Source organism: Methylacidimicrobium sp. B4 (assembly GCF_017310545.1).
GTDB lineage: Bacteria > Verrucomicrobiota > Verrucomicrobiia > Methylacidiphilales > Methylacidiphilaceae > Methylacidimicrobium.
In genome coordinates, this window is sequence record NZ_CP066203.1 from 949022 (window position 1) to 975642 (window position 26621).

At 64.2% G+C, this 26621-nt stretch carries 24 protein-coding genes and 2 tRNA genes; 17 read left to right on the plus strand and 9 right to left on the minus strand.

Features of this window, described 5'->3' with window-relative positions; translation table 11 throughout:
* Nucleotides 1–228 precede the first annotated feature (228 nt).
* From MacB4_RS04615 to MacB4_RS04630, 4 genes are all read left to right on the plus strand, one after another.
* Nucleotides 229–612: a 6-carboxytetrahydropterin synthase gene (locus MacB4_RS04615; protein WP_206864678.1), complete on the plus strand. Its 384-nt coding sequence runs from the start codon at nucleotides 229–231 to the stop codon at nucleotides 610–612.
* A complete protein-coding gene (lysS, locus tag MacB4_RS04620; protein ID WP_206864679.1) occupies nucleotides 609–2063 on the plus strand; it encodes a lysine--tRNA ligase in 1455 nt (484 codons plus the stop codon). The genes MacB4_RS04615 and lysS overlap by 4 nt, the downstream gene beginning before the upstream one ends.
* Nucleotides 2064–2138: 75 nt before the next feature.
* Nucleotides 2139–2211: transfer RNA gene (locus MacB4_RS04625), tRNA-Ala, on the plus strand.
* 45 nt (nucleotides 2212–2256) lie between these two features.
* On the plus strand, nucleotides 2257–2805 hold the full coding sequence (locus tag MacB4_RS04630; protein WP_206864680.1) for an O-acetyl-ADP-ribose deacetylase: 549 nt from the start codon (nucleotides 2257–2259) through the stop codon (nucleotides 2803–2805).
* A 110-nt stretch (nucleotides 2806–2915) separates the two neighbouring features.
* Here the strand turns inward: MacB4_RS04630 and MacB4_RS04635 are convergent.
* From MacB4_RS04635 to MacB4_RS04650, 4 genes are all read right to left on the minus strand, one after another.
* Nucleotides 2916–2988 (minus strand) — tRNA-Ala (locus tag MacB4_RS04635).
* Between the two features lie 62 nt (nucleotides 2989–3050).
* On the minus strand, nucleotides 3051–4265 hold the full coding sequence (locus tag MacB4_RS04640; RefSeq protein ID WP_206864681.1) for a tetratricopeptide repeat protein: 1215 nt from the start codon (nucleotides 4263–4265) through the stop codon (nucleotides 3051–3053).
* A gap of 46 nt (nucleotides 4266–4311) precedes the next feature.
* A complete protein-coding gene (locus MacB4_RS04645) occupies nucleotides 4312–5376 on the minus strand; it encodes a 3-deoxy-7-phosphoheptulonate synthase (RefSeq protein WP_206864942.1) in 1065 nt (354 codons plus the stop codon).
* Complete coding sequence (locus tag MacB4_RS04650; RefSeq protein ID WP_206864682.1) at nucleotides 5376–6440, minus strand: A/G-specific adenine glycosylase; 1065 nt, start codon at nucleotides 6438–6440, stop codon at nucleotides 5376–5378. The genes MacB4_RS04645 and MacB4_RS04650 overlap by 1 nt, the downstream gene beginning before the upstream one ends.
* 22 nt (nucleotides 6441–6462) lie before the next feature.
* Between MacB4_RS04650 and rnhC the strand changes: the two genes are divergently transcribed.
* From rnhC to MacB4_RS04665, 3 genes are all read left to right on the plus strand, one after another.
* Nucleotides 6463–7494 (plus strand): ribonuclease HIII, encoded by a 1032-nt coding sequence (rnhC, locus tag MacB4_RS04655; RefSeq protein ID WP_206864683.1) that lies wholly within the window; start codon nucleotides 6463–6465, stop codon nucleotides 7492–7494.
* A 199-nt stretch (nucleotides 7495–7693) separates the two neighbouring features.
* On the plus strand, nucleotides 7694–9250 hold the full coding sequence (locus MacB4_RS04660; RefSeq protein ID WP_206864684.1) for a trypsin-like peptidase domain-containing protein: 1557 nt from the start codon (nucleotides 7694–7696) through the stop codon (nucleotides 9248–9250).
* 97 nt (nucleotides 9251–9347) lie between these two features.
* Nucleotides 9348–10184 (plus strand): rhomboid family intramembrane serine protease, encoded by an 837-nt coding sequence (locus MacB4_RS04665; RefSeq protein ID WP_206864685.1) that lies wholly within the window; start codon nucleotides 9348–9350, stop codon nucleotides 10182–10184.
* Between the two features lie 283 nt (nucleotides 10185–10467).
* Here MacB4_RS04665 and MacB4_RS04670 read toward each other — a convergent pair whose 3' ends face one another.
* Together MacB4_RS04670 and MacB4_RS04675 are read right to left on the minus strand one after the other, a co-directional pair.
* On the minus strand, nucleotides 10468–11700 hold the full coding sequence (locus MacB4_RS04670) for a hypothetical protein (RefSeq protein WP_206864686.1): 1233 nt from the start codon (nucleotides 11698–11700) through the stop codon (nucleotides 10468–10470).
* A 24-nt stretch (nucleotides 11701–11724) separates the two neighbouring features.
* The gene (locus MacB4_RS04675; RefSeq protein WP_242529336.1) at nucleotides 11725–13137 is read right to left on the minus strand and encodes a cytochrome ubiquinol oxidase subunit I; all 1413 of its coding nucleotides are present in this window, start codon (nucleotides 13135–13137) and stop codon (nucleotides 11725–11727) included.
* A 280-nt stretch (nucleotides 13138–13417) separates the two neighbouring features.
* Between MacB4_RS04675 and MacB4_RS04680 the strand changes: the two genes are divergently transcribed.
* The 6 genes from MacB4_RS04680 to MacB4_RS04705 all read left to right on the plus strand — a co-directional run bounded on the left by MacB4_RS04680 (nucleotide 13418) and on the right by MacB4_RS04705 (nucleotide 19256).
* Complete coding sequence (locus MacB4_RS04680) at nucleotides 13418–14194, plus strand: ROK family protein (protein WP_206864687.1); 777 nt, start codon at nucleotides 13418–13420, stop codon at nucleotides 14192–14194.
* A 51-nt stretch (nucleotides 14195–14245) separates the two neighbouring features.
* Nucleotides 14246–15310 (plus strand): DNA polymerase IV, encoded by a 1065-nt coding sequence (gene dinB / locus MacB4_RS04685; protein ID WP_206864688.1) that lies wholly within the window; start codon nucleotides 14246–14248, stop codon nucleotides 15308–15310.
* Between the two features lie 112 nt (nucleotides 15311–15422).
* Nucleotides 15423–16022: a Slp family lipoprotein gene (locus tag MacB4_RS04690; protein WP_206864689.1), complete on the plus strand. Its 600-nt coding sequence runs from the start codon at nucleotides 15423–15425 to the stop codon at nucleotides 16020–16022.
* A 46-nt stretch (nucleotides 16023–16068) separates the two neighbouring features.
* Nucleotides 16069–18087, plus strand: coding sequence for an NAD-dependent DNA ligase LigA (gene ligA / locus MacB4_RS04695; protein WP_206864690.1), 2019 nt, complete (start codon nucleotides 16069–16071; stop codon nucleotides 18085–18087).
* Complete coding sequence (locus MacB4_RS04700) at nucleotides 18077–18706, plus strand: LysM domain-containing protein (RefSeq protein ID WP_206864691.1); 630 nt, start codon at nucleotides 18077–18079, stop codon at nucleotides 18704–18706. The genes ligA and MacB4_RS04700 overlap by 11 nt, the downstream gene beginning before the upstream one ends.
* A 64-nt stretch (nucleotides 18707–18770) precedes the next feature.
* A complete protein-coding gene (locus MacB4_RS04705) occupies nucleotides 18771–19256 on the plus strand; it encodes a YajQ family cyclic di-GMP-binding protein (protein ID WP_206864692.1) in 486 nt (161 codons plus the stop codon).
* Nucleotides 19257–19304: 48 nt separating this feature from the next.
* On the opposite strand, the gene MacB4_RS04710 is transcribed toward MacB4_RS04705, so the two are convergent.
* The 3 genes from MacB4_RS04710 to MacB4_RS04720 are packed head-to-tail and all read right to left on the minus strand — an operon-like array spanning nucleotide 19305 to nucleotide 22188.
* The gene (locus MacB4_RS04710) at nucleotides 19305–20087 is read right to left on the minus strand and encodes a type III pantothenate kinase (RefSeq protein ID WP_206864693.1); all 783 of its coding nucleotides are present in this window, start codon (nucleotides 20085–20087) and stop codon (nucleotides 19305–19307) included.
* A 14-nt stretch (nucleotides 20088–20101) separates the two neighbouring features.
* Nucleotides 20102–20593: a 3-hydroxyacyl-ACP dehydratase FabZ family protein gene (locus MacB4_RS04715; protein ID WP_206864694.1), complete on the minus strand. Its 492-nt coding sequence runs from the start codon at nucleotides 20591–20593 to the stop codon at nucleotides 20102–20104.
* A gap of 35 nt (nucleotides 20594–20628) precedes the next feature.
* Entirely contained in the window at nucleotides 20629–22188 is a 1560-nt protein-coding gene (locus MacB4_RS04720) for a DegQ family serine endoprotease (RefSeq protein WP_206864695.1), read from the minus strand.
* A gap of 292 nt (nucleotides 22189–22480) precedes the next feature.
* Here MacB4_RS04720 and MacB4_RS04725 point away from each other — a divergent pair, with 292 nt between their 5' ends.
* From MacB4_RS04725 to MacB4_RS04740, 4 genes are all read left to right on the plus strand, one after another.
* Complete coding sequence (locus MacB4_RS04725) at nucleotides 22481–22963, plus strand: NYN domain-containing protein (RefSeq protein ID WP_206864696.1); 483 nt, start codon at nucleotides 22481–22483, stop codon at nucleotides 22961–22963.
* Between the two features lie 101 nt (nucleotides 22964–23064).
* Nucleotides 23065–24027 carry a tryptophan--tRNA ligase gene (gene trpS, locus MacB4_RS04730; protein ID WP_206864697.1) on the plus strand — a complete coding sequence of 321 codons (963 nt, stop codon included), beginning with the start codon at nucleotides 23065–23067 and terminating at the stop codon, nucleotides 24025–24027.
* Between the two features lie 175 nt (nucleotides 24028–24202).
* Nucleotides 24203–25075 (plus strand): chorismate mutase, encoded by an 873-nt coding sequence (locus MacB4_RS04735; RefSeq protein ID WP_206864698.1) that lies wholly within the window; start codon nucleotides 24203–24205, stop codon nucleotides 25073–25075.
* 320 nt (nucleotides 25076–25395) lie between these two features.
* On the plus strand, nucleotides 25396–26538 hold the full coding sequence (locus tag MacB4_RS04740) for a hypothetical protein (RefSeq protein WP_206864699.1): 1143 nt from the start codon (nucleotides 25396–25398) through the stop codon (nucleotides 26536–26538).
* The last annotated feature ends 83 nt before the right edge of the window (nucleotides 26539–26621 follow it).

A 26621-nucleotide genomic window follows, 5' to 3' on the forward strand; every position in this document is an offset into this window, starting at 1 on the left:
CATCTCGGAAAGCGGGAGAGCACGCTCCGGGTGCGAGGGAAGAGCTGCGCCTGAGCCCATGCCGGTTCCCGCCCCTTGCTCCTCGCGGAGAGCGGGATCGAGGCCTCGCCGTGAGCAGAAGGAGCTCTCTCCGAGGCCAAGGAACCGTCCCCCGATGATTTTGGTCTGCTGCCCGAGCTTGCACGCACGCGGGGTTCCGCCCATAAGAGTGAGCTCGGTCCTTGCTCCATGCGCGTAACGATTGAAAAGGATTTTGGCTTCGAGGCGGCGCAGCAGCTGCCCGGCTTCCCGGAAGGCCACAAGTGCCGGCGCCTCCACGGCCACAGCTTCGAGGTCCGCATTGCGGTCGAGGGCGAAGTCGACCCCGCCACTCACATTCTCTACGACCACGCGAGGATCTCCCGGGCGGTCGAGCCGCTTTTGGTGCAGCTCGATCACCAGCTCCTCAACGAGATTCCTGGCCTCGAAAACCCGACGATCGAGTCGATGGCCCACTGGTTCTGGGAAAGGCTCGAGCCGCTCCTCCCGGGTCTTTCCCGGATTTCGATTTGCGAAACCCCGCGGGTCCGCTGCCACTATCACGGCCCCAGCGCCTCCCGAACTGGCCCATGAGCGCAAACGAAGAAGCCAGCGAGCTGCTCCGCCTCCGCCGGGAGAAGCTCTCCGCCTGGAGGAGCCGCGGCGTCGACCCCTTCGGCAGCGCTTTCCCCGGCACCCGGGCGATCGCCGACATCCTGGCGGACTTCGCCGAGGCGCGCGAAGCGCGGCTGGCGGGCCGGCTCCTCTCGATCCGGGAGATGGGCAAGAGCGTCTTCGCTCACGTCCAGGATGCAACCGGGAAGATGCAGATCTACGCCAACCTCCAGTCGCTCGGAGAGCGGTTCGCCGACCTCAAGCTTCTCGACCTGGGCGACATCGTTGGAGTCGAGGGGGAGTGCTTCCAGACGAAGACCGGCGAGAAGACGGTGCGGATCCGGAGCTTGACGCTGCTCTCGAAGTCGCTCCGACCACTCCCCTCGCAGTGGCACGGTCTCCAGGATGTGGAGGCGCGCTACCGTCAGCGCTATCTGGATCTGATCGCCAATCCCGAGGTCCGCGAGATCTTCGGCAAGCGGATCCGGATCATCCGGGAGATTCGCCGCTTCCTCGAGGAGCGCGGCTTCCTCGAGGTGGAAACCCCGATGATGCAGCCGATTCCCGGCGGAGCGGCGGCCACGCCCTTTGCCACCTTTCACGAGGCTTTGGGCATCCCGCTCTATCTGCGGATCGCCCCGGAGCTCTACCTCAAGCGGCTGCTCGTCGGAGGCTTCGAGCGGATCTTCGAGCTCAATCGGAACTTCCGGAACGAGGGCATCTCCCGCAAGCACAACCCCGAGTTCACGATGCTCGAGGCCTACTGGGCCTATGCGGACTTCCCGCAGATGGCCGAGCTGCTCGAGTCGCTCGTCTGCCATCTGGCCCAAACGGTCTGCGGCGGCCTCCACCTCTCTGCCCCCGGAGGAGCCTTCCCCTCGATCGACCTCTCCCCTCCCTGGCCGAGGAAGAGATTCGCCGACTGCCTCCGGGAAGCGACGGGGAAGGACTGGTTCGCCCTCTGCGCCGAGGAGCGGCGCCGGCTTGCCGAGACGCTCGGGGTAGAGCTCCTGCCCGATGCCGAGGAGATCGACGTCACCCGACACACCTTTGAAAAGCTCGTGGAAGCCCGGACCGCCGGCCCTCTCTTCGTGACCCATCTCCCCACCGAGCTCGTTCCGCTCGCCCGGCAAAACCGGGACGATGCGTCAGTCGTCGACGTCTTCGAGCTCATCATCGGGGGGCAGGAGGTCGCCCCCGGTTACAGCGAGCTCAACGACCCGATCGTGCAGCGCGAACGGCTCGAGCACCAGGCGGGGGAAGAGCGGCAGAAGCTCGACGAGGAGTTCCTCACCGCACTCGAATACGGGATGCCCCCCGCGGGTGGCATCGGAATGGGGATCGACCGGCTGGTCATGCTCCTGACAGGAAGCGAATCGATTCGGGATGTCATCTTTTTTCCCCTGCTGCGCCCGAGGGAGACGGCTTAGCCGTCCCGTACCGCACCGTGCGAAATTGCGGTTCCCAACCGCGCTTTTCTTTTGTAGAGTTCGCGATAGATCCTTGGGGGTTTAGCTCAGTTGGTAGAGCGTCTCGTTCGCAATGAGAAGGTCGGGGGTTCGAATCCCCCAACCTCCACAAGGCTCAGCTCGATTTCGCCGGCCGCTCCGAGTTCCTTGCACAATGCCTTCCCCGCTCGATCGAATCGACATTCTCTTTGGAGACATCACCCGCGTTTCCGTCGATGCCGTCGTGAACGCGGCTAATACGAGCCTCCTCGGCGGCGGGGGCGTCGACGGGGCACTCCATCGGGCCGCGGGCCCCGAGCTGTTAGAGGAATGCCGCGCTCTTGCCGGCTGCCCGGTAGGAAAAGCGAAGGTCACGAAGGGATATCGCCTCCCCGCCAAGTGGGTGATCCATGCGGTGGGGCCATTCTGGCAGGGGGGCGAGCAGGGAGAGGACGCGCTTCTGGCCAGCTGCTACCGCGAAGCCCTGGGTCTTGCCGCCACCCTTCCCGCTCGCTCCGTCGCCTTCCCAGCGATAAGCACGGGAGCCTATCGCTTTCCGGCCGAACGAGCTGCCCGCATCGCCATGCAGGAGATGGTGAGCTTTCTCGCGAGCCACGCGCTTCCGGAAAAGATCGTCCTGGTCTGCTTCCGAGACGAGACGCTGCTCGCCTCCCGGAAAGCCTACGCCGCCCTCGGCTTGGAGAAAGGGCGACCCGAGGCTTGATCGCCCGTGCTCCCAAGAGCGTTCAGCCGTTCTTCGGGAGCGAGGAGCTCCGGGAAAAACGGCCGAGCCATGCCGTGTTGCCGCCGGGGAATCCGCTGGAGCAAATCCGCTGGAGCCTAGGGGATTCGAACCCCTGACCTCCTCAATGCCATTGAGGCGCTCTACCAACTGAGCTAAGACCCCGGCGAAGTTCCCCATCCTTGCCACTGTTCGAGCCTGCCGTCAAGGGAAAGGCCGTCTCCAGTTCAGCGCGCGGCAGGCTTGGCGGCCTTTTCCAGGAGAGAGAGCTCCTCCTGGGCCTCCGGATCTCCCTGCGCGGCCGCTTTTTCGAGCCAAGCTTCGGCCTCTTCCCGGTTGGGAGCCACCCCTTCCCCGGAGCGATAGAGATGGCCGAGCTCGCGTTCGGCCACGACGTCTCCCATTTCCGCTGCCTTCCGATACCAGAGGGCTGCTTCCCCCGGGTCTCTCGGGACTCCCTTCCCCTCTTCGTAGAGGCGCGCCAAGTGGCGAGCGGCTAACGGATAGCCATGGTCGGCGGCCTTGCGGTACCATTCTGCCGCTCGCTTGGCATCCTGCAGGGCTCCTTTGCCGGTTTCGCAAGCGTTCCCCAGGTTATCCTCAGCCTTGAGCTCTCCCTGCGCGGCCGCCTTTTCCCACCAGGATACGGCCTGCGCGAGGTCCTGGCGGACTCCCTTGCCCTCGGCATAGAGCACCGCCAGATCCGACTGCGCGAAGGGATCCCCGGCCCCGGCGGCTTTCTCGAGCCAGGCGGCTCCCTGCGCGTAATCCTGAGGAACTCCCTCCCCTTGGACGTAGGCGAGGCCGAGTCGGAATTGGGAGGGGGCATACCCCTGCTCGGCCGCCTTCCGATACCAAGACGCAGCCGCAACCGGATCGGCTGGGACTCCCCGCCCCTTGGCGTAGATCCGTCCCAGGCTGTGCTCCGCCTCTGCCTGTCCCGCTGCCGCGGCTTTCCGATACCAACGGGCGGCCTGCTCGTAGTTCTGCTCGACCCCGAGCCCGTGCGCATACAGAACGCCCAGGCTCCATTCCCCCAAGGGATCACCTTGCTCGGCGGCCCGGCGGCTCCACTCCAAGGCCCGGTGGTAATCCCGATCCACGCCTTGACCGACCGTGTAGAGCAGGCCAAGGGTGGCCTGGGCGGGCGCCCATCCCTTCCGAGCGGCCTTCGTGTACCATTGGACGGCCTTCTTCGCATCGGGCTCGACCCCCTGCCCTTCCAGATATGCGGCACCCAACCGGTATTGCGCCTCCGCGCTTCCGCCCTCCGCCGCGCGCACAAGCCTCCGCCAGCCGGCGGGAGCGGTTCCTTCGCCCCCGTGCGGCGGCCCGACGGTTCCCGTCGCCCCCTGGCCGCTCGGGAGAGCGGACCCAAGCACGATGACCAAGGCGAGGAAAAAGCACCGACCGGTCCAAGGACGCGCCAAGGGGATCCTCATGGCGAAAGGGTCTTCCCCGGATGGAATCCACCGCTCCCTTGGCTGATCAGGCACCGGCAGAAAACGCTTCTTGGATTCTCCGGCTGCTCTGGCGCAGCACCTTTTCCGTCGCCTCCCATCCCATGCAGGGATCGGTCACGGAGATCCCATAGCGGAGCTGTGCGAGATCTTCGGGAATCTTCTGGCTCCCTTCGTAGAGGGAGCTTTCGAGCATCGCCCCGATGATGGCGGCCGTCCCGCGCAGCCGCTGATCGAGGATGCTCGCCAACACGGTTTCCTGGACCGCCGGACGTTTCGCCGAGTTCGCGTGGCTGCAGTCGACCACGACGCGTTGGGGCAACCCCGCCTTGAGCAGCCGAATGCACGCTTCCTGAATGCTTTCCGGGTCGTAGTTGCTCCGCTTGTGCCCACCCCGCAGAACCACGTGTCCCCACGGGTTCCCCGAGGTCCGGATCACGCTCGTGAAGCCTTCCTGATCGATTCCGACGAAGCTGTGCGGCTGGAGTGCCGCGCCGAGTGCGTCGACGGCGATCTGCAGCGACCCGTCGGTGCCATTCTTGAAGCCGACCGGCATCGAGAGTCCGCTCGCCATCTCCCGATGAAGCTGCGATTCGGTGGTTCGCGCTCCGATCGCGGCCCAGCTGACCAGGTCGTCGATATATTGGGGCGTGATCGCGTCGAGGAACTCGCTGGCAGTGGGAAGCCCCATTTCGTTGATCTGGAGAAGGAGCTGCCTGGCCAGCCGCACTCCTTCCTGGATGTTGCACGAGCCATCGAGGAAGGGGTCGTTGATGAGGCCCTTCCAGCCGAGCGTGGTTCTTGGCTTCTCGAAGTAGGCGCGCATGACCAGGAAGATCTCGCCCTGCAGATCCTCCTGGAGCAGTCGGAGACGTTGGGCGTACTCCAAAGCGGACACCGGATCGTGGATCGAGCAAGGTCCTACGATCACCAGAAAGCGCTGGTCCTCCCCGGAGAAAATGCGCTGGAGGGTACTGCGGCTCTGATATACGGTCTGGTTCGCGGCCTCGGTCAGTGGAAGGCTTTCCTTGAGGGCGCGGGGCGAGACCAAGCGTTCCACGGAGCGGACGCGGAGGTCCTGGATCGGCAACATCATTTGTGAGAGGGTAGCTCATGGCCGCCAGAAGAGCAACCGGTTCCCGGACTCGCTTGCTCCTCTCGCTGGAACGGAGGCGGAGTCCCGGCGCAGGCGATCGCCAGGGCTCGTCGATGGGGGGCGGGAAGGGGAAGGCGTGCTAACTCCTCTGGAGCGACCCACTTCCCCTCTCCGTGCTCCCTTTCCTGCCAATCGGCCCGGAACAGGGTCAGGCATACGCGGTATCGGGTGATGGCGTAGGAGAGGCGGGCGGCTTCCCCGAGATTTCTCATCCGGTCCGAATCGAGCTCCGGAAGCCGCCACAGGCCGCGGTACCGCACTTGTCGCGAAGGCACAAGCCAGGTCAGGCCGTCCCGGACGATCAGCGCGGCGCACTCCTCGCAACGGGCCGGGGCGCTCTTGCGTCGGGAGGCGATCACCCCTCCTCGGCTCCGGCAGAGCTCGCCCACCGGGCAGCGCTGGCAGCAGGCTTTTCGTGGCATGCAGACCGTGCGGCCCATCTCCATCAGCGCCGAATTGAAGGCCGCGCAATCCCGGGCGGTTGGCAAGAGGGCCTCGGCGATCTCCCATAGCTGATTGGTACCCGTCTCCTCCGGAAGAGCAAAGAGCCGGTGGAAGAGGCGACGGACATTCCCGTCGACCAGGGGGGTCCGCTGCCCGAAGGCGAGGCTGGCAACGGCTCCCGCGGTGTAGCGTCCAATCCCCGGCAGGCGCTCGAGATCCTCCGTCCGCGACGGCAGCCTGCCTTGGTGTTCGGCCGCCAGCAGCCGAGCGATCCGGTGGAGGTTTCGCGCGCGGGCGTAGTAGCCGAGTCCCTCCCACAAGCGGAGCACCTCCTCTTCCGAAGCCTGCGCCAAGGCGAAGAAGTCCGGGAAATGCGCCATCCAGCGCTCGTAGTAGGCGACGACCGTCGCCACGCGCGTCTGCTGCAGCATGACCTCGGAGACCAGAACCGCGTAGGGATCGGGCCTCCGCCGCCACGGAAGATCCGCGGCTTCCTCGCGATACCAGGAAAGCAGGCGCCGGCGCAACTCTTGGCGAAATTTCCTCTCGATCCTCATCGGGATGCGCTAGGGTCTCCTTGTGGTTCCCCTTCTGACGCGGACGCTCCTCCGATCCAAGGACTTTTTCTCGTTGGGGGGCTCCGGATCGGACGATCCGCCTCCGTCCCCTTCGCGGCCGTCTGTATTTTCGTTCTCGCTTCTGCCCGGGCAGATCGCGGAGCTGGGGGAGCGCCTGCGGGAGAAGGGATTCGAGATCCGGACCCTCGAGCACGGGTTCTTCGACGCGCGCGGGCCATTGGTGATCGTCCGCGCCTACCGGAGCGGGAAGGTCCTCGTCCAAGGGAAAGGGGCTAGCGATTTCGTCGAGATGTTCCTGGAACCGGAAATCCTGGGCGAGGCGCGGATCGGATACGAGGAGGCCCGGGAGCCCGAGGCCGACGATCCTCATGCCGGCTCGGACGAATGCGGGAAGGGAGACTTCTTTGGACCGCTGGTCGTCGCGGCGGCGTACGTGGATCCCGAGATCGCCCCGGTTCTCCGCCGCCTCGGGGTGCGGGATAGCAAGGAAATCAAGAGCGATGCACGAGCTGTCCGCTTGGGCGAAGAGATCGCCAAAGCGGTGCGCGGACGGTGTGCCGTGGTGGTCCTTAGCCCGGCCAAGTACAACGAGCTCTACGAGCGTTTCAGCAACCTCAATCGGCTGCTTGCCTGGGCTCATGCGGCCGCCCTCGCCGAGGTCGCCCGCAAGGTCCCCTCCTGTCCGCGAGCCCTGGTCGATCAATTTGCCCGGGCATCCGTCCTCGATCAGGCGATCGGGCGGCAAGGGCTTTCCCTCCGCGTGGAACAGAAGCCCCGAGCGGAATCCGATATTGCGGTGGCCGCCGCCTCCCTTCTGGCTCGAGCAGAGTTTCTTCGCCGGCTTGCGCTTCTCGGAAAGGAGGCGGGGAGGACTCTCCCCAAGGGGGCTTCAGCACAGGTGCTGGCGGCAGCGCGCGAGATCGTGCGCCTCGAGGGAGCCGACCGGCTCCGCCGCTTGGCCAAGGTCCATTTCCGGACCTTCGCCCAAGCGGCGGCGAGCGGCTCTTCACCGGAACGGACCAGGATCTCGTGAGAATCCGCAGCGGTAGCTTCCTCGCGACCCTCTTGCACCGATCTCCAGAGTAAGTATGATGGAGTAGATCGACGGAAAGGGGGCAACCCGAAGGGAGGGCCCGAGCGGGACGACTGAAGGATCGTCTCCAGGCAGCGCCTCTTACAGGGTGCTCGGAGGCGAACATCCGATCCGGAGAGTGGCTGCCATGTACCGCCTTATGGAAGGGCAAACGACGTTGAAGAGCCCCTGGAAACGGGGAGGGGTCCTCGTTCTGGTGGCTCTCCTGGGCGTAGGGCTGGGCCTCGAGATCCGGGAGCTATTCTTGCCCTCCCCGAAGCCTGTCCCCCCACCCCCCGTCGCTTCCGAACCTTTGATTCCCCGCGCCATTCCCGTTCCGCACGGCCTGGAGTCACACGCCACCGCCGGCGGCCTCCTGCAGGAGATCAATCGGGAATATGTCGAAGTCCTCTCGCGGATCCTTCCGAGCGTCGTCAACATCTTCACCGCCCGGCCGGTGAGCGCCGACGCCGGAGAAGCGGTTCCGCCCGCGGAATCCGGCCCGCACAGCTCGAGGCGCACGCTCACGGACGAAGAAACCTCCCTCGGCTCCGGGGTCATCCTCAGCCCCCAAGGGCACATCCTGACCAACGCTCATCTGGTCAAGAATGCTCGGGAGATCCGCGTGCAGATCTTCGACGGCCGCCGCTACCAGGCCAAGCTCCTCGGGCTGGACGAGCCCGCCGACGTCGCTGTCCTGAAAATCGAAGCGAAGGGGCTGGTCCCCGCTCTTTGGGGAGACTCCGACCGGCTCGAGGTGGGAGAGCAGGTGTTCGCGGTAGGCAACCCGTTCGGCCTGAGTGGTTCGGTCAGCCGCGGCATCGTAAGCGCCAAGGGCCGCAACCCGAATCTCTCCGCATCGGGCTTCGAGAATTACATCCAGACCGATGCCGCGATCAACCCAGGGAATTCGGGAGGTGCGCTGATCAATGTCGAAGGGCTCCTGGTCGGCATCAATACCGCCATCTATTCGCGTAGCGGCGGGTCCAACGGCATCGGCTTCGCCATCCCGAGCAAGCTGGCCCGGTTCGCGTATGAGAGCCTCGTCGCGCGCGGAAAGGTCGTCCGCGGCTTCCTCGGGGTAGAGGCCCAAGAGGTCGACGAGGACATGCAGCAGGCCTTCAACTTGCCAGACACCTCCGGAGCCCTGGTCACTCGCGTGGAGCCCAACTCCCCGGCGGCCAAGGCCGGGCTTCGCCGCGGAGATGTGATCGTCCGATACCACGGGATGAACGTGCGTGATCCCGCAGAGCTGCGGCTCTATGTTTCCGAGACTTCGGCCTCCACCGAGATCCCCATCATCTTCTACCGGGACGGACGCTCCCTTACCGTGCAGGCGCAGATTACCGAGCAGCCGGAGCAAGGGGCGCGCACCGAGGAGGGCTCCCGGTGGCAGGTCGTCCGGACCGGAGAGCTGGGTAACGCGTTCGCCGGGCTTCAGATTGTGAACCTGGACGAAGGCTTGCGAGCCCAGCTTGGGCTTCAGGCTCGCGCCGCCGGGGTCTATGTGGTCGATGTCGAGGAGGGGGCGCCATCTCTCGATCTCCTGCAGCCGGGGGACGTGATCGAGGAGATCCGCAAGGTTGGCAAGCCTTCGGAGAAGGTGCGCAACACGGGCGATCTCCTGCGGATCGCCGCGGCGGAGCACGGCAAGGAGCCGGTTCTCTTCTACATCCGCCGGGGCGGCGCGCAAACCTTCGTGCTGGTTCGACCATAAGTATCTTTTTCCGCTTGAGCAAAATCCGCCAAGCCTGCTCTTTGTTTAGAAAAAAGGGAATTTACGACCGAATCGAGATTCGGCAGACTTTAAGCTCATGGGATACTGGCCTGGAGATGGCCGGGGAGAACCGGTTTTTCGTTTACAGAACCGTCCGGTCTACCTGACCGACATCTTCATCGCGTTTCATTGCCTTTCGTTCGTGGTTGGCGTCCTCTCGGTCGCCACCTACCGGCTCTCCTGGTTCCAAGAGCTCTCTCTGAGCCCGCAGGCGGTGCTCTCCCAGGGGAAGGTCTGGCAGATCTTTACCTATGCCTGGGTTCACTCCCCCTCGCTCTGGTTCGCGCTCTGGATGCTGATGTTCTTCTGGTTCGGGCGCGAGGTGGAATTCGCGCTCGGCCGGAGGAAATATTTTTTCCTCTACCTCTCGCTCATCCTGGCTCCCGCGATTTGCGCCGTCCTCTTCAGCCTGGTCGACCCGAGTGGTGGCACCTTCTACGGACCGGACGAAGCTCACATGGCGATCTTCGTCGCCTTCGCAGCACTTTCTCCGGCCGCAGAGCTCATCTTCGGCATCACCGCAAAGTGGTATGCCGTCGTCCTGCTCGCGCTCTACGTCCTCATCGATATTTCCGCCCATGCCTGGACTCCGCTGCTCATGCTCAGCGTCGCCTCCGGCATCGCCTACCTCTCTGTTCGGATGCCTACCGTTTCGTGGATGCACTCCTGGGGAGAGCGGTGGAGAAAGCGGAGCCGCCCCTTCCCGACGCCGCGTACTTCCCCTCCCCCGAAGGGAACGAATGCGCCGGTCGAATCGATCGACACGATCCTCGACAAGATTTCCCGGAATGGCATTGGCAGCCTCACCAAGTCGGAGCGCGAGGCGCTCGAACGGGCCCGCAAGGCTCTCTTGCGGAAGGAGCAACGGAAGTAGCGAGAGGTCGGCTCGCTTTTCGGCAGCGCCGTCGGGCATCTGCCTGCGCCAGGGGAGCGGTCATTCTCGGACGCTCTACACGTTGCCCCGGAGCGTCGCTAATCTTAGGAGAAGCGCGATTCTCTGGTCGATTCTGCCCAAACTTCCTTTTGGGCTCTCGGCCTCTCCCAGTGCCACCGGTAGTCGGTTTCCCCCAAGGAAGAGCCTCTGGATACCCTGAGTGCCGCTCGCACTTGGAAGCGATGCACTCGTTCTGGCCGGGCTCGAATGCCGCCAGCCGTCCTCAGTGGAAGTTGCGCACCCAGATGGTGATCCCGAGACCGAAGAAGATCGCGACCCAAGTCAAGACGATCGCCAATGCGAAGTTGGCGAGCCGCGCCACGGTCTTGCCGGCCACGTAGCGCCCCTCCACCTTTCCGGCCTGCCAGAGCATCAAGAGCAGGAAGCCGAGAGCTGTGCCACCAACGCCGAGGAAGGTGACGAAGAACAAGAGGGTCGAGGCCAGGTCGAGGTTGACCTTGTAGGTCATCGGATCGTAGCCGAGCGGGAGAAGCGCTCCCAGGCGGATCTCCTCCCGGGCAATCCCGACGATCAGGGTATAGCCGACGAAGAGTCCTTGGAAGAGATAGCCCTTCCCGGCCAGCCTCTCCGGCTTTTCCTCCCAGAGCAGAACAAGCAGCCCGACCAGAGTGACGACCGTGATCCAGAGGAAGGGATGGGATGCGGCCTTCTCGATCCCCGCAAACCAGGCCAAGGCGAAGAGGGCCTGCCCGACGAAGCCCCAGCAAGCCCACTGCCGGCCAATCCTCCGGCAAAGCTCCCGGTAGGGCTCCGGAAAGTCGTTCCGGGTGCGGAAATAGTCAGCGTACGCGAGAAGGAAGATCCCGGTTCCGGCAGCGGCGGAAGCGAAGAAGAAGGCAAACCGTGGAAAGGAGAAGGCGTGGACTTTCAGGCCCGACATGTCGGGCACGCCATGCGGCGCATACCAGTCGAGCCACTTGGCGGGAAGGATCGATTGGACGGAAAGGACATGCATCACCCATCCGTTCAGGGCAAAGAGGAGGACGGCCGCCACCGCCCAGAGAAGCTCGAAGGAGGAAGCCCCCTCCTTGTTGCGGAAGGAGAAGATAAACCAGCAGGTATATCCCAGGCCCAGCGCATAGATGAATCCCATGACCCATGCGGCGGAGAGGACGTTGGAGGTATACCACATCGGATCGTAGATCACCTGCGTGAAGAGCAGGGGCGCGACCCCCAGGACGATCGCCAGGGAAAGGGCGACCTTGGTCACTTGCGTCATCGCCCGGGAGAGCCGGCCCCAGAGGGGATCCTTCCGCCGGAGAAAGGCCGCGATCGCAAGGCTCCCACCCCCCAGCACCAGGTTGATGAAGAGGATGTGTAGGGCCCAGGTGAGCACCATGAGCCACTGGAAGAGAGCCGGGGGCGCCGGGATCCCTGCGGGATCGCGCAGGACGTTGAGCATCGATCCCAGGTCGGTGGAAGAAGCGGAGTGCATGGTCTTGGGTCTCCTGGTTCTAGGCTACCGAGATGACGGCGGCTTTGGCTCGACGCTCGACAGGGCGGCGGGCACTTCGGAAGCGTGGGCGATAAAGCAGGCGAGCGCCTCCCTCTCCTTTTCGGAAAGGGGGATCGCTGGCATGTATGGAATCGCTCCGGTGTAGAGCGGACCGTCGAGGAATGCTCGAATCACCCGCGGATCGGTCGTTCCGCCGAACTTCACCGGAAGCGGCCGCAGAAGGCCCGTCTTTTCGAGGCTATGACAGTTGGCGCAGGCGATTGCGGCGATTACTCGACCCGCCTCGAGGCGATTTTCTGGAGTAATCTCCTTGAGATCCGCGGGAACGAAGGGCTGGAGCGCGAGCAGCCCGTGCTGCTGAATGGCCGGGAGCTCCGCCTTGATCCCCTTCCCTGGGACATCACGGGAGATCACCTGGTTGCCGTAGATATACTGACCCGCGACATAGGGCTTGCGCATGCTCTCCCGGGCCCGCTCTTCCGGCCAAAGCCCGAAGAGGAGAAGGAGCAGGGTCATCACGGCTGCTACCGGCATGGGGAGCCAAGAGGGTCTCCAGGCGAGCCAAGCAAGGTAGAGGGCCGTGATTCCAAGCAGCCCGATCAGGAACTGCGAGGTATAGGCCGGGAGACGGGCCGCCAGGATGATTTTTGCGGTCGGGGGAAGCGTCTGGAGATACCAGAAGAAGAGTGGAACCAGCGCGATCAGCCCGACAAACCCCATCTTCGCGATGAAACGGGCGATCTCGCTCCGCTGCGCCTTGTCTCGGACTCCGGCGACGACGATGCTTCCGACGACGGCCGCCGCCACGCACATGAAGGCGGCCCGCATCGACATCTGCGCAAAGATGTTCAGGTTGTAAAAGGCGTCGAGGACCGACCCCGTCCGATACCAGCGCTCCCCTCCCGGCCACATCATGAAAGAGAGGATGCCGATGATCAGGAGGAGGGTTTCCAGGGAGGCGACGGCGAAGAGCCAGGTGAGCTTGAGATGGGTCTTCGGATCGATCTTCCCGATCGTGTAGACCAAGGCATAGACACCGATCACCTCCAGGACGAAAAAGACCCACTCGGTTGCCCAGACCCAGACGAAATTGTGAATCAGCCCGGAGATGCCGCGCGGGCTCGCCACCGTGGTCGAATACCAGATGCCCGGGCCAGTCACCGATCCCCAGATGTAGGAAAAGACCAGGAGAAAGACCCCATAGCGCCGGATGTAGTCGAGCAGCCAGGGCTTGTTCTCCCGATAGGCCTTGGTCTCCAGGAGAGCGAAGAGGAAGGCTGCGCCGATCGAAGTATGGGAAGCCAGAATGTGAATGGTTCCAGTGATTCCCATCACCCATCCCGATCCGATATAGGGCACATACCAAGTCGGATACATTCCCAGGCTTTCCATCGTGAATCCCTCCGCCTTCTCCATCTCCCGCGCGTTGTTGCGCTCCCAACTTGTTATGACAAGATAGCACGCCAGAGAGCGGAGCGTCAAACAACGCTGCCAACGCATGCTCCTCGTGTGACAGTTTTTGGCCGAGCTGCCACGGCAGGCGCACGGCCGGGAGCATCGTCTGGAAGGATGCGAACCGAGCCTCCGGCCCGCCGCCGCCGAAGATCGCTCGAAGAAGCGAGAGGCCCCGAAGGGGCGGCCGCTTTCCCCTTGCACTTTGCCTCCGGACGGGGAAGGCTCTGGTGCACAGAGTTCAATGAAGGTCCTCGTGATCGACATCGGGGGGCACAACGTCAAGCTGCTCGCCACCGGCCAAAAGCGTCCTCGGAAGATTCCTTCGGGGCGCGCCTTTACTCCTCAAGATTTGGTCGCTCGTGTCCCCGAGGCGGTCGGCAGCTGGCCTTTCGAGGCGATTTCAATCGGCTATCCCGGGCCGGTGCTCGGAGGGAGACCCGCGGCGGAGCCCCGCAACCTGGGCTCGGGCTGGCTCGGATTCGATTTTGCGCAGGCATTCGGGACTCCGGTGAAGGTGGTGAATGACGCCGCGATGCAGGCGTGGGGCAGTTATGCCGGGGGAAGGATGCTTTTCCTGGGCTTGGGAACGGGGCTCGGAATGGCACTGATCCTCGACGGTCTCCTCCATCCGTTGGAAGCGAGCCATCTCCCCTACAAGAAGGGCCTGACGTACGAAGAGGTGCTCGGAGAGGCGGGTCTCCTGAGCCAGGGGAAGAAGCGCTGGCGCGAGGAGGTCCGCTGCGTCATCAAGCTTTTCCGAGAGGCCTTCCAGGTCGACTACCTCATGATCGGTGGAGGCAACCGGAAGCTCCTCAAGTCGCTCCCGCCCTACGCGCGCATGGGAGACAACTCTTTTGCCTTCTTGGGGGGCTTCCGCCTGTGGGAGGAGACCGAGCGGGTCCTGGCGGAGGGACCCCAGCCGGCGGCGGATTCCGTGAACATCCCGCCCACCTCGCCTTCCGGCGAGGCTGCACGCCACTCACCCCCCCCGGGCGATGCCTCCTCCCCATCGGAGTAGCTGCTCGTCGACGTGATGCCTGGGGAAGGGAAGCCCCCCAGCAAACGAGCCATGGCCTGGGTCCTCTTCCTCGATTTGGATGCCTTCTTCGCCGCTGTCGAGCTCCTGCAGCGTCCGGCCCTCCGGAACGAACCGGTGATCGTCGCCGTCGGCCATCCGGGAGGGCGCGGGGTCGTTTCAACGGCGACCTATGCCGCCCGCCGCAGCGGTGTCTCGAGCGGCATGTCGCTGCGCCGGGCGCTCTCGCTCTGCCCGCAAGCTGTCGTTCTTCCCGCTCGCCATCATCTCTACGCGGCCTATTCGGAAAAGGTGCGGCAGATCCTCCACGCCCGCTTTGGCAAGGTCGAAGCCCTTTCGATCGACGAAGCCTGTGCGGAGCTGCCGGAGGGGACAGATCCCGAGATGGTCGCCCGCGAGGTTCAAGAGCGGGTGGCGGCGGACCTCGGTCTTTCTTGCACGATCGCCGTGGCAACAAACAAGCTCGTCGCCAAGGTCGCCTGCGACCAAGTCAAGCCGCACGGACGCATCGTAATCCCGCAAGGCACCGAACAGGCATTCCTGGCCCCGTTGCCGGTGGAGAAGCTCCCCGGGGTCGGTCCGCGTACGCAAGGCCACCTCCTCGAGCTTGGCGTCCGGACGATCGGGGAGCTGGCCGCCCAGCCGAAAGAGCGGCTGACCGGGACCCTCGGAAAGCACGGAGCCTACCTTTGGGAGGCCGCCCACGGCATCGACACCAGCCCCGTGCAACCGGAATGGGAACCCAAGTCGATCGGCCGCGAAACGACATTCGAGCGGGATCTCGCCGATTTCGCCATCTTTCGCAAGCACTTGGATCGGTTCAGCCGCGAAGTGGCAGAAGAGCTCCGAGCGGAGCGCTTCCTGGCGAAAACCATCACGGTGAAGCTCCGCTACGGAAACTTCGAGACCCTCGTTCGCCAGGTCACCCTACCCATCGCGACGGCCGATCCGAAGGAGATCGCCGATTTCGCCCTCCGTCTGCTCCGATCGACGTGGCAGAGGGGCAGACCGCTTCGCCTGATCGGCCTCGCAGCGCATGGGTTCGTGCGAGCTTGGCCGAAGCGGGACGCCGGCTCCGCGGCGCTCTGGGAAGGTTAATCCCTGCGGCACGGTCTGCAAAGATTGTAAAGACCCCACCCCGGCTGATAGATTGGCTCTCATCGTGCGGCCACACTCCCATCGCTCTCTTCGCTCTCGCGCGCTTTTTCTTGTGTTTTCGCTTCTCGCCGGTTGGCAATTGGCCTGCCTCAGGGAAGCCCACGCCGCGTCGGTCCCGGAATGGTATCGGAAGCAGGCCAAGGACCAACCCGCCTTTGCGGAGCTGCTGGCCAATCCTCTTGCGTATGACGGACGGGTCGTGATTCTTGGAGGAACGGTCACGCGGACCAAGAGCGCGGAAGGCGTTTTTCGGCTGCAGATCGTTCAACAACCGCTCTCGAAAGGGTGGGGCTCCTCCTACCGACCCAAGAAGGAGGAGACGTCGACCGGCTGTTTCTATGCGATCGTCCCCGGCTTCGTGGATCACTCCGATTTCGTTCGCGGAGCGGAAATGACCATCGCCGGCACGGTAAAAGGCGCTCAGCCCGGACAGGTCGGGGAGCAGAGCTATCTCTTTCCCGTGGTGCGTGCCTCCTGGATGCGGGTCTGGAACGGGCAGCACAGGGCGTCAAAGGACCGGTCGGACGGCGGCGGGGCGGGCCTTGGAGCCATGGGCATGTCTGGGCCCGCCAATCTGTACGGGCCGATGGGGATGGGAATGTACGGGCCGATGGGGATGTATGGCCCGATGGGGATGGGTCCCTGGTACTGAGCCGCAGGATTGATCTCGCGAACGCGGATCGACACAAGAACCCGGCATGACGAAAGAGGAAGCAACCCGACGGCACAGCCGGCTGGCCGAGGAGATCCGGAAGCATGACTACGCCTACTACGTCGAAGCCAAGCCGCTGATCTCCGATGCAGAGTACGATGCGCTCTACGACGAGCTCCGGGATCTGGAGCGGCGCTACCCGGATCTGGCCACCCCGGACTCTCCGACGCAGCGAGTGGGAGGAGCTCCCCAGCCCGGGTTTTCGCCGGTGGTTCACCGGGTCCCGATGCAGAGCCTCGACAACACCTACTCCCTCGGGGAGCTCTTCGGCTTCGTCGATCGTGTGGAGCGCGCGCTACCGAAGGAGAGTCCGACTTATGTCGTCGAACCGAAGATCGACGGGGTTTCGATCAGCGTCGTCTACCGCAACGGCCTCTTCGACCATGGGGCGACCCGCGGCGACGGGCAGACCGGAGACGACATCAGCGCCAATCTCCGCACGATTCGGACTCTCCCCCTTCGGCTCCGACTCCGTCCTCCCCCCGAACGGCTCGAGGTGCGCGGGGAGGCCTACCTCCCCACCAAGGCGTTCGAAGAGCTCAACCGGGAGCGATCGGCACGGGGCGAGCCGCCCTTCGCCAACCCGAGAAACGCCACTGCGGGCACCCTGAAGCAGCTCGACCCGCGAATCGTGGCGCAGCGCCCGCTCGCGGTCATCTTCTACGGAGCCGGCGAGCTGCGGGGCATCACCTGCGACTCTCAGGACCATTGGTATCGCCTGTTAGCGGAATCTGGCCTGCCCGCTCCTTCCCGCCACTGGGTCTGCCGGAGCAAGGAGGATTTGTCGGAAGCGGTAGAGGCCCTGGACGACTTCCGGAAGGGCTTGCCGTATGCGACCGACGGAGCCGTCGTGAAGGTGAACGAGTGGCGGCTCTGCCGGATCCTCGGTTCGACTGCGAAGGCGCCGCGGTGGGCGATCGCGTACAAGTATGGAGCCGAGCGCGCCCGGACTCACCTTCTCCGTGTACTCTTTCAAGTCGGGAGGACTGGAGTCATAACGCCGGTAGCGGAGATGGAGCCCGTTTTCCTGGCCGGATCGACGGTGAGTCGCGCAACCCTCCACAATTTCGAGGAGGTCAAACGCAAAGGGGTCAGGATCGGCGACTGGGTCTACCTTGAAAAGGCGGGCGAGGTCATTCCCGCGGTGGTGGAGGTCGATCGCATGGCGCGCACCGGCCGAGAAGAGGAAATCGTGCCTCCGGAGCGATGCCCCGCCTGCGGGACCTCCCTCTGTTGGGAAGGGATCTTCCTCCGCTGCCCCAATCGGAAGTGCCCCGGACAGCTCAAGGCCTTGATCCGCCACTTCGCCCGTCGGAATGCCATGGATATCGAAGGGCTCGGCGAATCTCTGGTCAACCAGCTGGTGGACAAGGGACGGGTCCAGGACGTTGCCGATCTCTACCATCTATCTCTGGAAGATCTGCTTCCGCTCGAACGAATGGGAAAGAAATCGGCGGCGAACCTGCTTTCGGCGATCGAGGAGAGCAAAAAGCGAGGCCTGGCGCGGTTGCTCTTTGGCTTGGGCATCCCCCACGTTGGAGAAACGGCCGCGGAGGCGCTGGCCTCCCACTTCGAGAGGCTCGACCGGCTCCTGGCTGCCTCCGAAGAGGAGATCGAGAGAGTGCCGACCATCGGTCCAATCATCGGCAAGAGCGTCGCCGACTATTTTCAGGATTCCTTCCACCGGGCGCGCGTCGATCGGCTCCGGCAGTCCGGGGTGAGGATGGAGGCCAAGCCTCCGCTGCGCCGGCAAGGAATGCTGCAGGGGAAGACCTTCGTGATTACGGGCACCCTCTCCGAGCCGAGGGAACGGATCGTAGAAAAGATCCGCGAGGCGGGAGGGAAGGTCACCGAGAGCGTCTCACGGAAGACGAGCTTCCTGGTCGCCGGGGAGGAGCCCGGATCCAAGCTCAAGCAGGCCGGGAAGCACGGGGTGCCCGTGATCTCCGAAGCGGAGCTGGCGAGGCTTCTCGATGCGGACAGGAAGGATCGCGATGCCACCTGAAACGCCCGGCTTCCGCTCTTCCCATCGTCAAAGAGGAGTGCTCTGGCTCTGCCTCTGCCTCTCCTCCTGCCTCTTTTGGGGAGGAATGCTTCCCGCACAGGGAGAGACATCGGAAATCATTCGTCAGCAGGATGAGGAGGAGGCTCGGAAGAAGGTGCTCCGCGCCTCGGACACGCTCGATCAGATCGAGGGAACGGTGGAAGGGCATACCCGCGAGCTACAGCAGCTGCAGCAGGAGCTGTCTCAGATGCGGGAAGAGCTTCGGCATCTTCGCGAACGCCTTGCGCAGGCTTCGGTCTCCCCTCCGGAGGCCGAGAAGGCGAAGGCCAAGGGAAAAGCAACCGCCAGCTCCTCCCCGCCCGAGCGAGCGGCAGCCGAGAGCGAGCCGCACACCAAGGTCGTGACCGGCTACTACTACAAGGTACAGGCCGGCGACACCCTCTCCGCCATCGCCGAGGCCTATCGGCAGAGCGGGGTCTCCGTGACCGCCGAGCAGATCCGCGCCGCCAATGGCCTCTCCAGGAAGGAGAGCCTTCGTCCGGGTCAGAAGCTCTTCATCCCCAAGGAAGGGTCCAGGAAGAGAGGCATTTCAGGCAAGCCCGCGGCTCCGCCCTCCTGAGCCGCCTTCCGGCGACCGATTTTTCCGGATTGCCCGACCGATCCCACCGGTAGAAAGTAGAAAAATGCCTTCGTTCGATATTGTTTCGGAAGTGGATGAGCAAGAGGTCGCCAATGCGCTCAATCAAGCGCGCAAGGAGATTGCCAACCGCTTCGATCTCAAGGGAGCCGGGGCCTCGATCGACTATGAGCGGCCCACGCTCGACTTGCGAGCCAACGATGCGTTCAAGCTCTCTGTGATTCGGGAGATCCTGCTGGCCAAGCTCGCTCGGCGGAACGTGAGCCTCAAGAACCTCGAAATCGAGGCTCCTTCGGTCTCTTCGACGGGAAGGGCATCTCAAGGGATCGTCGTCAAGCAGGGGATCGACTCCGATGCGGCCCGGCTAGTCACCCATGCCGTCCGCGAATTGGGTCTCAAGGTTCAAGCGCAGATCCAAGGGGACCAGGTCCGCGTCACGGGAAAGAACCGGGACGATCTCCAGCAGGTCATCACAGCCCTGCGAGCCAAGGAATTTCCTTGCTCCCTCTCGTTCCGCAACCTTCGGGATTAGCCCGCATCGGTCAGAAGCGTCCTTCGGCGGAGGGAGGCGGGATGGTTTCTACGCCCGCGCCCGATGGCGCGCCCCCCGTCCGGATCGAGGCTCGGCGAGCCACCGTTGCCCCAGGACTCGCAAACCTTCCAGCGTGAGATTGGGCCGGACGCACGCGACTTCTGCCAGCCCGCGCGCAACCAGGGCCGCATGACCTCCGGTCGCCACGGCGGTCAAGCGATCCGTGCCGAGCTCCTCGCGGATCCGCTCGAGCAGGCCGCGGATCATGGCGCGGTAGCCATGGACCGCCCCCACGCGAATCGCTTCGACCGTGCTCCGGCCAATGCCTCGCTTCGGCTCGAGCAACCGGACTCTCGGCAAGAGGGCGGTTCGCTCGTGAAGATAGTCGGTCATCAGGTCGAGGCCGGGAGCGATGATTCCCCCGCAGAAGGCCCCGGAGGCGTTCACGACGTCGAAGTTGGTCGCGGTCCCGAAATCAATGACGACCACGGGCGGTGTCCAGAAATGGAGAGCCGCCGCCGCGTTGGCGAGCCGGTCCCCTCCGATCTCCGAAGGCTTCGGATACTCGATCGCGAAGCCGAGGGGGGCTTTCCCGTGCACCAGGAAAAGAGAGCGGGAAAAGAGGGCGGCAAAGATCTCGGTCTTGGCCGGAACCACGCTCGCCAGAACCACCGGAGCGCCCGCGTGCCGTACCGCCAGGGATTGGAGGAAGGGACGATCGAGATCCGCGGTAGCCTTCCGCTCCACTTTGCCAAGCCCTCTCTCCCGGACGGTTGCGATTTTCGCAAAGGAGTTGCTGATGTCGACGACGACGAATCGGTCGGCCGGCATGGGGTAACGGGGCTCTAGCCCAGCGGGTTCTCGTCCCTCACGATCAGCGTGAGCCGCCTCACCCGCGCGACCTCCCGGCCGCACACGGTGACTCTGCCAGAAAAAGCGGCGACCCTCCCCAGGATCCTTGCGAGCCGCAGCTCGAGCTCGAGTCGATCCCCGGGGCCGGTCCTCCGAACAAATCGAGCGCCGTCGCTCCCGGCAAAGAGGATCTCGCCCGACGTTTCCTTGGCGCCGACGGTTCGCAGCCAGAGGCAACCCGCCTGGCCCAGGGATTCAAAGACGATCGCGGCGGGCGTGGTCGGATTTCCTGGGAAGTGACCGCGAAAGAAGTCCTCCTCCCCCCGGAGGAGGTAGCGGGCACGCACTCCTCGTTCTTCGACCACGGCTTCGTCTAAAAAGAGAAACGGCGGCTTTTGCGGCAGCAGCTTTTCGATCTGGCCGCGGGAGAGAACGAGCTCAGCCAGGGCGCCGTCGCCCGCCTGCCCAGGGCTGTCATCTCCCATTCCTCGGTCTTTTCCTACAGCCGGAGGGCGCCCAGCTAGCGCTTCACCACGACAAACCGGGTCATCCCGTGAGACCAGACTTGCAAGAGCACATCTCCCTGGCTGGCCTTCGCCGCCTCCTGTGCTTCCCGCACCGCATGAACGGGGTGATGGTTCACTTGCAGGATCACGTCGCCGGGCTGCAGCTGGTTCCGCCCGGGGCGGCCCGCGGGAGAATCCTGGTCGACATTGGTCACCACGACTCCCTGGACCTCCGCCGGAATCTCGAGCTGCTGCCGAGCCGCGCCGCTAAGATCCGAAATCTCGATTCCGGGAAGGAAGGTTCCCTGCTCCGATCCCCCGGGAGCGCTGCTGCTGGCAACCGGCTCGTTGGGTCGCTCCTTGAGGACGGTCTGAACGGTCAGTTCCTTTCCGTCGCGCCAGATCTTCAAGGAGACCTTGGAGCCGGGAGGAGTCTCCGAGACAGCCAAGCGGAAGACGCGAGGATCGATTACCTTCTGCCCGTTGAAGCCAATGATCACGTCCCCATCCTTGACGCCAGCCTGCGCGGCGGGGGCTCCCGGAGTCACCTGCTCCACCAAGGCCCCGATCGGCTCGGGCAGCTTGAAAGCCCGCGCCAGCTCCGGAGTGACTTCGGAGATGGTGACACCCAGGAATCCGCGAATCACCCTTCCGTGGGAGACGAGCTCCTGCATGACATACCGGGCCATGTTCGACGGAACCGCGAACCCGATCCCGAGATTGCCGACGCGACCGGGGCTTACGATCGCGGTATTGATGCCGACCAGCCGGCCCTCGACATCGACCAGAGCCCCTCCCGAATTCCCGGGGTTGATCGCTGCGTCGGTCTGGATGAAGTCCTCGTACTCCTCGATACCGACATCCTTCCGGCCCTTGCCGCTCACGATCCCCATCGTCACGGTCTGACTGAGCGCGAAGGGGTTGCCCACCGCCAGGACGATGTCGCCGACCTCGACCTGATCGCTATCCGTAAAAACGGCCGCCGGCAGGTCTTTCGCGTCGATCTTCACCAGGGCGATATCGCTGTAGGGGTCCTTCCCGACCACTTTGGCGGAATACTCCTTCTTCGCCTCGCCCACCAGGACCTTGATCTCCTCGGCGACCTCCACGACATGGTTGTTGGTCAGGATGTACCCATCCGGCGAAACGATCACCCCGGATCCCAGCCCGCTCTGTCGACGAGAACGCGGAGGCTGGGAAGGAGCTTGCCTCCTTCCTCCTCCCTGATCTTCCCCTTCCGGGGGGCCGAAAAAGCGGCGGAACGGAGGCTCGTTAAAGAACGGCGGGAAGGGAAAGGGCCAGCCTTCCGGCGCCTTGACCCGCTGAGTGGTCGTGATCTGCACCACACTCGGCACCACCTTCTTCACGATGGGAGCGAAGCTGGTCAGGAGGCCCGCTCCCTGGCGGGGAAGCGGGGCATCATCGATTTGAATCGAAAACGAGGTCTCCTTGGCCTGCTTCGAAGGACCCGCCAGCGAGAGCAACTGGACGGCTGCCGTCGAGCGGTCGGGAAGGGAGAGCAGGCAATATGCGACTAGGGCCAGGGTGGCGCCGGCTTGCCGGGGGAATTTCATACGTGGATGGATGCGTGGCGGTTAGGCGATCTTCCGATTGATTCCGCTGAAGTTGAACGGAAACCCGCGCCGCTTTCAAGCGATAAAGTGCCATGCAGCCCGTTCGTGCCGGAGGCACGACGGTTCGCAAGCAGTTGGGCCTTGACAGAGGGGCCAGGGTTGCGCCCACTAACGGGAATCGTGAGCAAACAGTCGAATAAGCTCGAAAAGCGGAGGCGGCGCAAGGCGTATCTCAAGAGGCAGCGCGAGAAGGCCCCGGTCGCGCCAGCGGCGCCGGGAAAGAAGTGAGGAGATGAAGACCGAGGCCGCCGCCAGGGAGCTTCCCGCCACCCCGGTGCTGGTCGTCGATGGTCATAGCGTGGTTTTCGCATGGAAGGAACTGCGAGAGCTGCACGCGCGCTCGCCCAATCAGGCTCGCCACCTCCTCACCGAGCGGCTGCGGCATCTGCACGACTCGGGGGCCTGGTCGGTGATCCTCGTTTTCGACGGACGTTTCGGATCCCGACCGGATCGAATCCAACCTGCGTCGGACGATATGGTCATCGCCTATTCCTCGCCCGATTGCACGGCGGACTCGCTGATCGAGGGCTTTGTCGCCCGGAGGAAGGATCGGCAGCGGGTGACGGTCGTTACGGCGGACCAGGCGGAGCGACGCACCATCGAGGCGCTGGGCGCCTGGTGCTCCTCGCCCGAATGGCTCTCCTCGGCGCTGGGAGAAGAGCAAGGCAATCTGGTAGAAGCCTTGGGGAGAGTCCATCGGAAAGCGCGCTGGTGACCCCGCCCTCACCTCGGGCCTGTGCTGCAACCGCCCGGTGGGCGACCCGGAGAGATCGTTCGCGAGGGCCCTTCTTCCGATAACATTCAGACCCATCACCCATGCGCATCTTGTCCGGCATCCAGCCATCGGGGTTCCTTCACCTGGGGAACTTCTTCGGCATGCTGCAGCGGGCACTCCGATGGCAGCAAAAGGGGGAGACTTTCCTCTTTATCGCCGATTTCCACGCCCTCACCACGGTCGGCGACCCTGAGGCATTGCGCCGCAACGTCCGGGAAGCCGCTCTCGCGTTCTTGGCATGCGGGCTCGATCCAAAGCGGACGGTCTTTTTCCGACAGAGCGCTGTGCCCGAGGTCCTGGAGCTCACCTGGCTCCTTTCCACGGTCACCCCGTTTGGTCTCTTGGAGAGGTGCCATAGTTACAAGGACAAGCTGGCCAAGGGGATCGCTCCGACCCATGCCCTGTTTGCCTATCCGGTGCTCATGGCCGCCGACATCCTGCTCTACCGCGCCGACGTCGTTCCCGTAGGGATCGACCAGAAGCAGCATCTGGAAGTGACGCGGGATCTGGCCGCGAAGTTCAATCAGGCCTTCGAGCCCGTCTTCGTGGTGCCGCGGGAAGACATCGAGGAGAACGTAGCCACGATTCCCGGGATCGACGGGCAAAAGATGTCGAAATCGTATGGAAACACCCTCGAGCTCTTCGGGGACCGCGAAGAGTTCCGCAGGAGGGTGATGGCGATCCGCACCGACTCGACCCCGATCGAAGAGCCCAAGCCGATCGCCGGCTCGGTGCTGGTTGCCCTCTATCGGCTCGTGAGTGAACCGCAGGAGCTCGAGGAATTCATCGCCTCCATGCGGCGGGGAGGCGTAGGCTATGGAACGCTCAAGAAGGAGCTTCTGTCCAAGCTCGAGCGCTTCTTAGCGCCCTTCCGCGAGCGATACGAGGAGCTGAGGGGCAAGTCAGGCCTCGTGGATGAGATTTTGGACGAGGGAGCCCGTACGGCACGCGCCGCGGCCGCTCCGACCTTGGACGCGGCACGGAGGGCGGTCGGCCTCGTCTAGGAAAAGCCGGATCGGCGCTGGGAGCCGGGCCGTATCGTGATGGACATCGCGACGCATCCGATAGAGCGGCGGAGAGGCTACCGGGTAGCTCTGTCGTTGGAGGCGCTTCCCCAAAGGCGCTTCCCCAATTCTGCGCAGTCCCGCAATCGGATCCGTCCGCAACGGGAGGCAGCCGATGACTGAGCCGCCCGGTTCGGAGCGGGAGATCGACCGGCTTCGCCGCAGGCTGGGCGAGATCGACCGTGAACTCCTGGCTCTTCTCAACCGGAGAATGGAGGTGGCCCGGGACGTCGGAGAATGGAAGCGTCGGAACGGTTTCTTTCTCTTCGATCCGATCCGGGAGGAGGCGGTGATCGCGGATCTGATCCGACGAAATGCCGGCTCCCTCTCCGATCGGGGAATCCGGGCGATCTTCCTGGAAATCTTTTCGAGTGCGCGCGGCCAGCAGGGTCTCCTCCGGATCGGCTGCGGCGGTGGAGCCGCCGGCCTCCTGGCCGCACACAGCCGCTTCGGCGCATCGGATCACTTCCTCATGGTCCGATCTGCTGCGGAAGGGCAGAGGCGGCTCACGACGCAATCGATCGATATTCTGGTCCTTCCCAAGGAAGGAGTGCTCGATCTTTCGCCCACGCTCCGGCAGACGCCGGGGGCGGTACCACAGTGGACCATCCGCGGCGAGATCGATCGCCCGTATGCTCTCGTTGGCGACCGGGCCTCCCGCTTCGGCTTCTACATCCTGGGCCTCGGAGAGGAGCCGCCCGGTCCGCGAGAGCTTCCGGAAACCCAGAAAGCCGTCTTCCTCCTGGTGGGAGGTTCCAGGGAATCGATCGATCGCTGGACTGGCCGCTTGGGCGGGTGCTGGATCGAGAGGGACAGGCGTCCGAGGGTCCAGCAGCCGACCGGCACGGCCAATCTCGCCGGACTCTGGGAGGCGTTCGCTCCCTCTCCCCCGGAGGTGCTGCAGGAGCGTTGCCGAGAGATCTGCGGAAATTCCGCTTGGATCGTGCGCTTGGGCGCTTACCCTATATCGACCGTTGCCCACTTATGAGCAATCGACCCGGCAAGGGGGACCCGCATTTCCGCTCGGAGCCTTCCGAAAGGGAAGCCGCCCGCCCCCCCCTCGCCTCCCGACGCGGCCCCAGGACGAACGGTCCACCCTGGATGTCGGAGAGCCGGGGAACCCACCGTCCACCCCGCTCGTTGTCCGGTTCGCAGCCGGGCGGGCCCGAAGGAAGGCGGAGGGCTCCGTCGCCGGTCGAGGGCCGACCCGCACCGCCCGATCCATTTCCATCGCCAGCCGCATGGGACGAGGAAGGTTCGAGCCCCCGACCGTCGACCGTCGTCTCCGACGAGGAGTTCCGCGAGCCGGTGCTCGGCGAAGAGAAGGCGACCAGACCCGGCATGAGCCGCGGCCTCTGGCTGGCCGCCTTTGCCCGCGTGCTCTTCTATAGCGCCGTAGCCGCTACGGGCCTCGGAACCTACTATTCGCTGCGCGAAACCCAGGTCGAAGGCCAGATCTTTCCCGGCAAGCTTCCCATGCCGGCCAAGGCGTATGTCGTCTACGACTTCTCGGGAGACGTCCGCGCCCTGCGGCGAGATTGCGGAAGCTCGGTCGAGCCCTATCGGCAGACCGCCCAAAATAGCGAAAACAACCTGCAGCGCGTCCGCTCTGACCTGGTGGCCCAGCAGGAACGCGTCCGCCTCCTGAAGGAGCAGCTTCATGCCGCCGAAGAGGAGCTCAAGAGCGTCGGGAAGGAGTCGCAGGAGAAGGGGAAGGAGCTTTGGGCGACGGAGGGGGCTGAGCTGGAGCGGGAATATGACGCAGTGGTCGCGGGGATCGAATCGAAGTTCCGGGAACGGAGCAAGCAGATCGGAATCCCGATCGAGGAAAAGGACCTCTCGATCCGGGCGCCCGAAGCATGGGCGAATGCCTACGAGCTGGCTCTCTACTCCGCCCCCCCCTCTGTCCACGTGACCGAAGAGCGGAAATGGGCGGAAGAAGGCCTGAAGGTCTGGCACGAATTTCAAGGCAAATACGAGCAGAAGCAGCAGGCGTTGAAAAGGAAGACCGAGGAGATCCAGGCGCAGGTGGCACCGAAGGTGACCGAAATTCGGAATCAGATTTCTCTCCTCGAGGGGCGGATCGCGGAATCCGAGGAGGAAATGGTCCCTCTCCAGCAGGAGTTCACGGCGAACCAGAACGAGCTCTCCGCTGCGACCGCGCAAGCGGAGATGGCGCGCGCCAATTTCCAAAAGCAGCTGCTCGAGCTGCCCCGACACTCGATCATTGCGACGATTCCGATCGGCGCGGACGGTCATTTCGAATGGCGACGTCTCGATCAGAACGGGCGCTTCCAGGCCGGAAATTATTTTCTCTGGCTGGTGACGGAAGAAGGAGGTCAGGAGTATTGGAGCCTCTTTCCGTTCTCAATTTCGCCGTATCGGAAGACGGAGATGATCGTACGAGCGAGCAGCTTTCTCCCGGTCCGTTTGCTTTGGCAGGGCTTGTAGGCCATCCTCCGAGATCCACCGGGCCGTTGGGATCGGATTTCGCAGCAACGCCAGGTCTTGAACAGTGAATTTACTTATTGCTT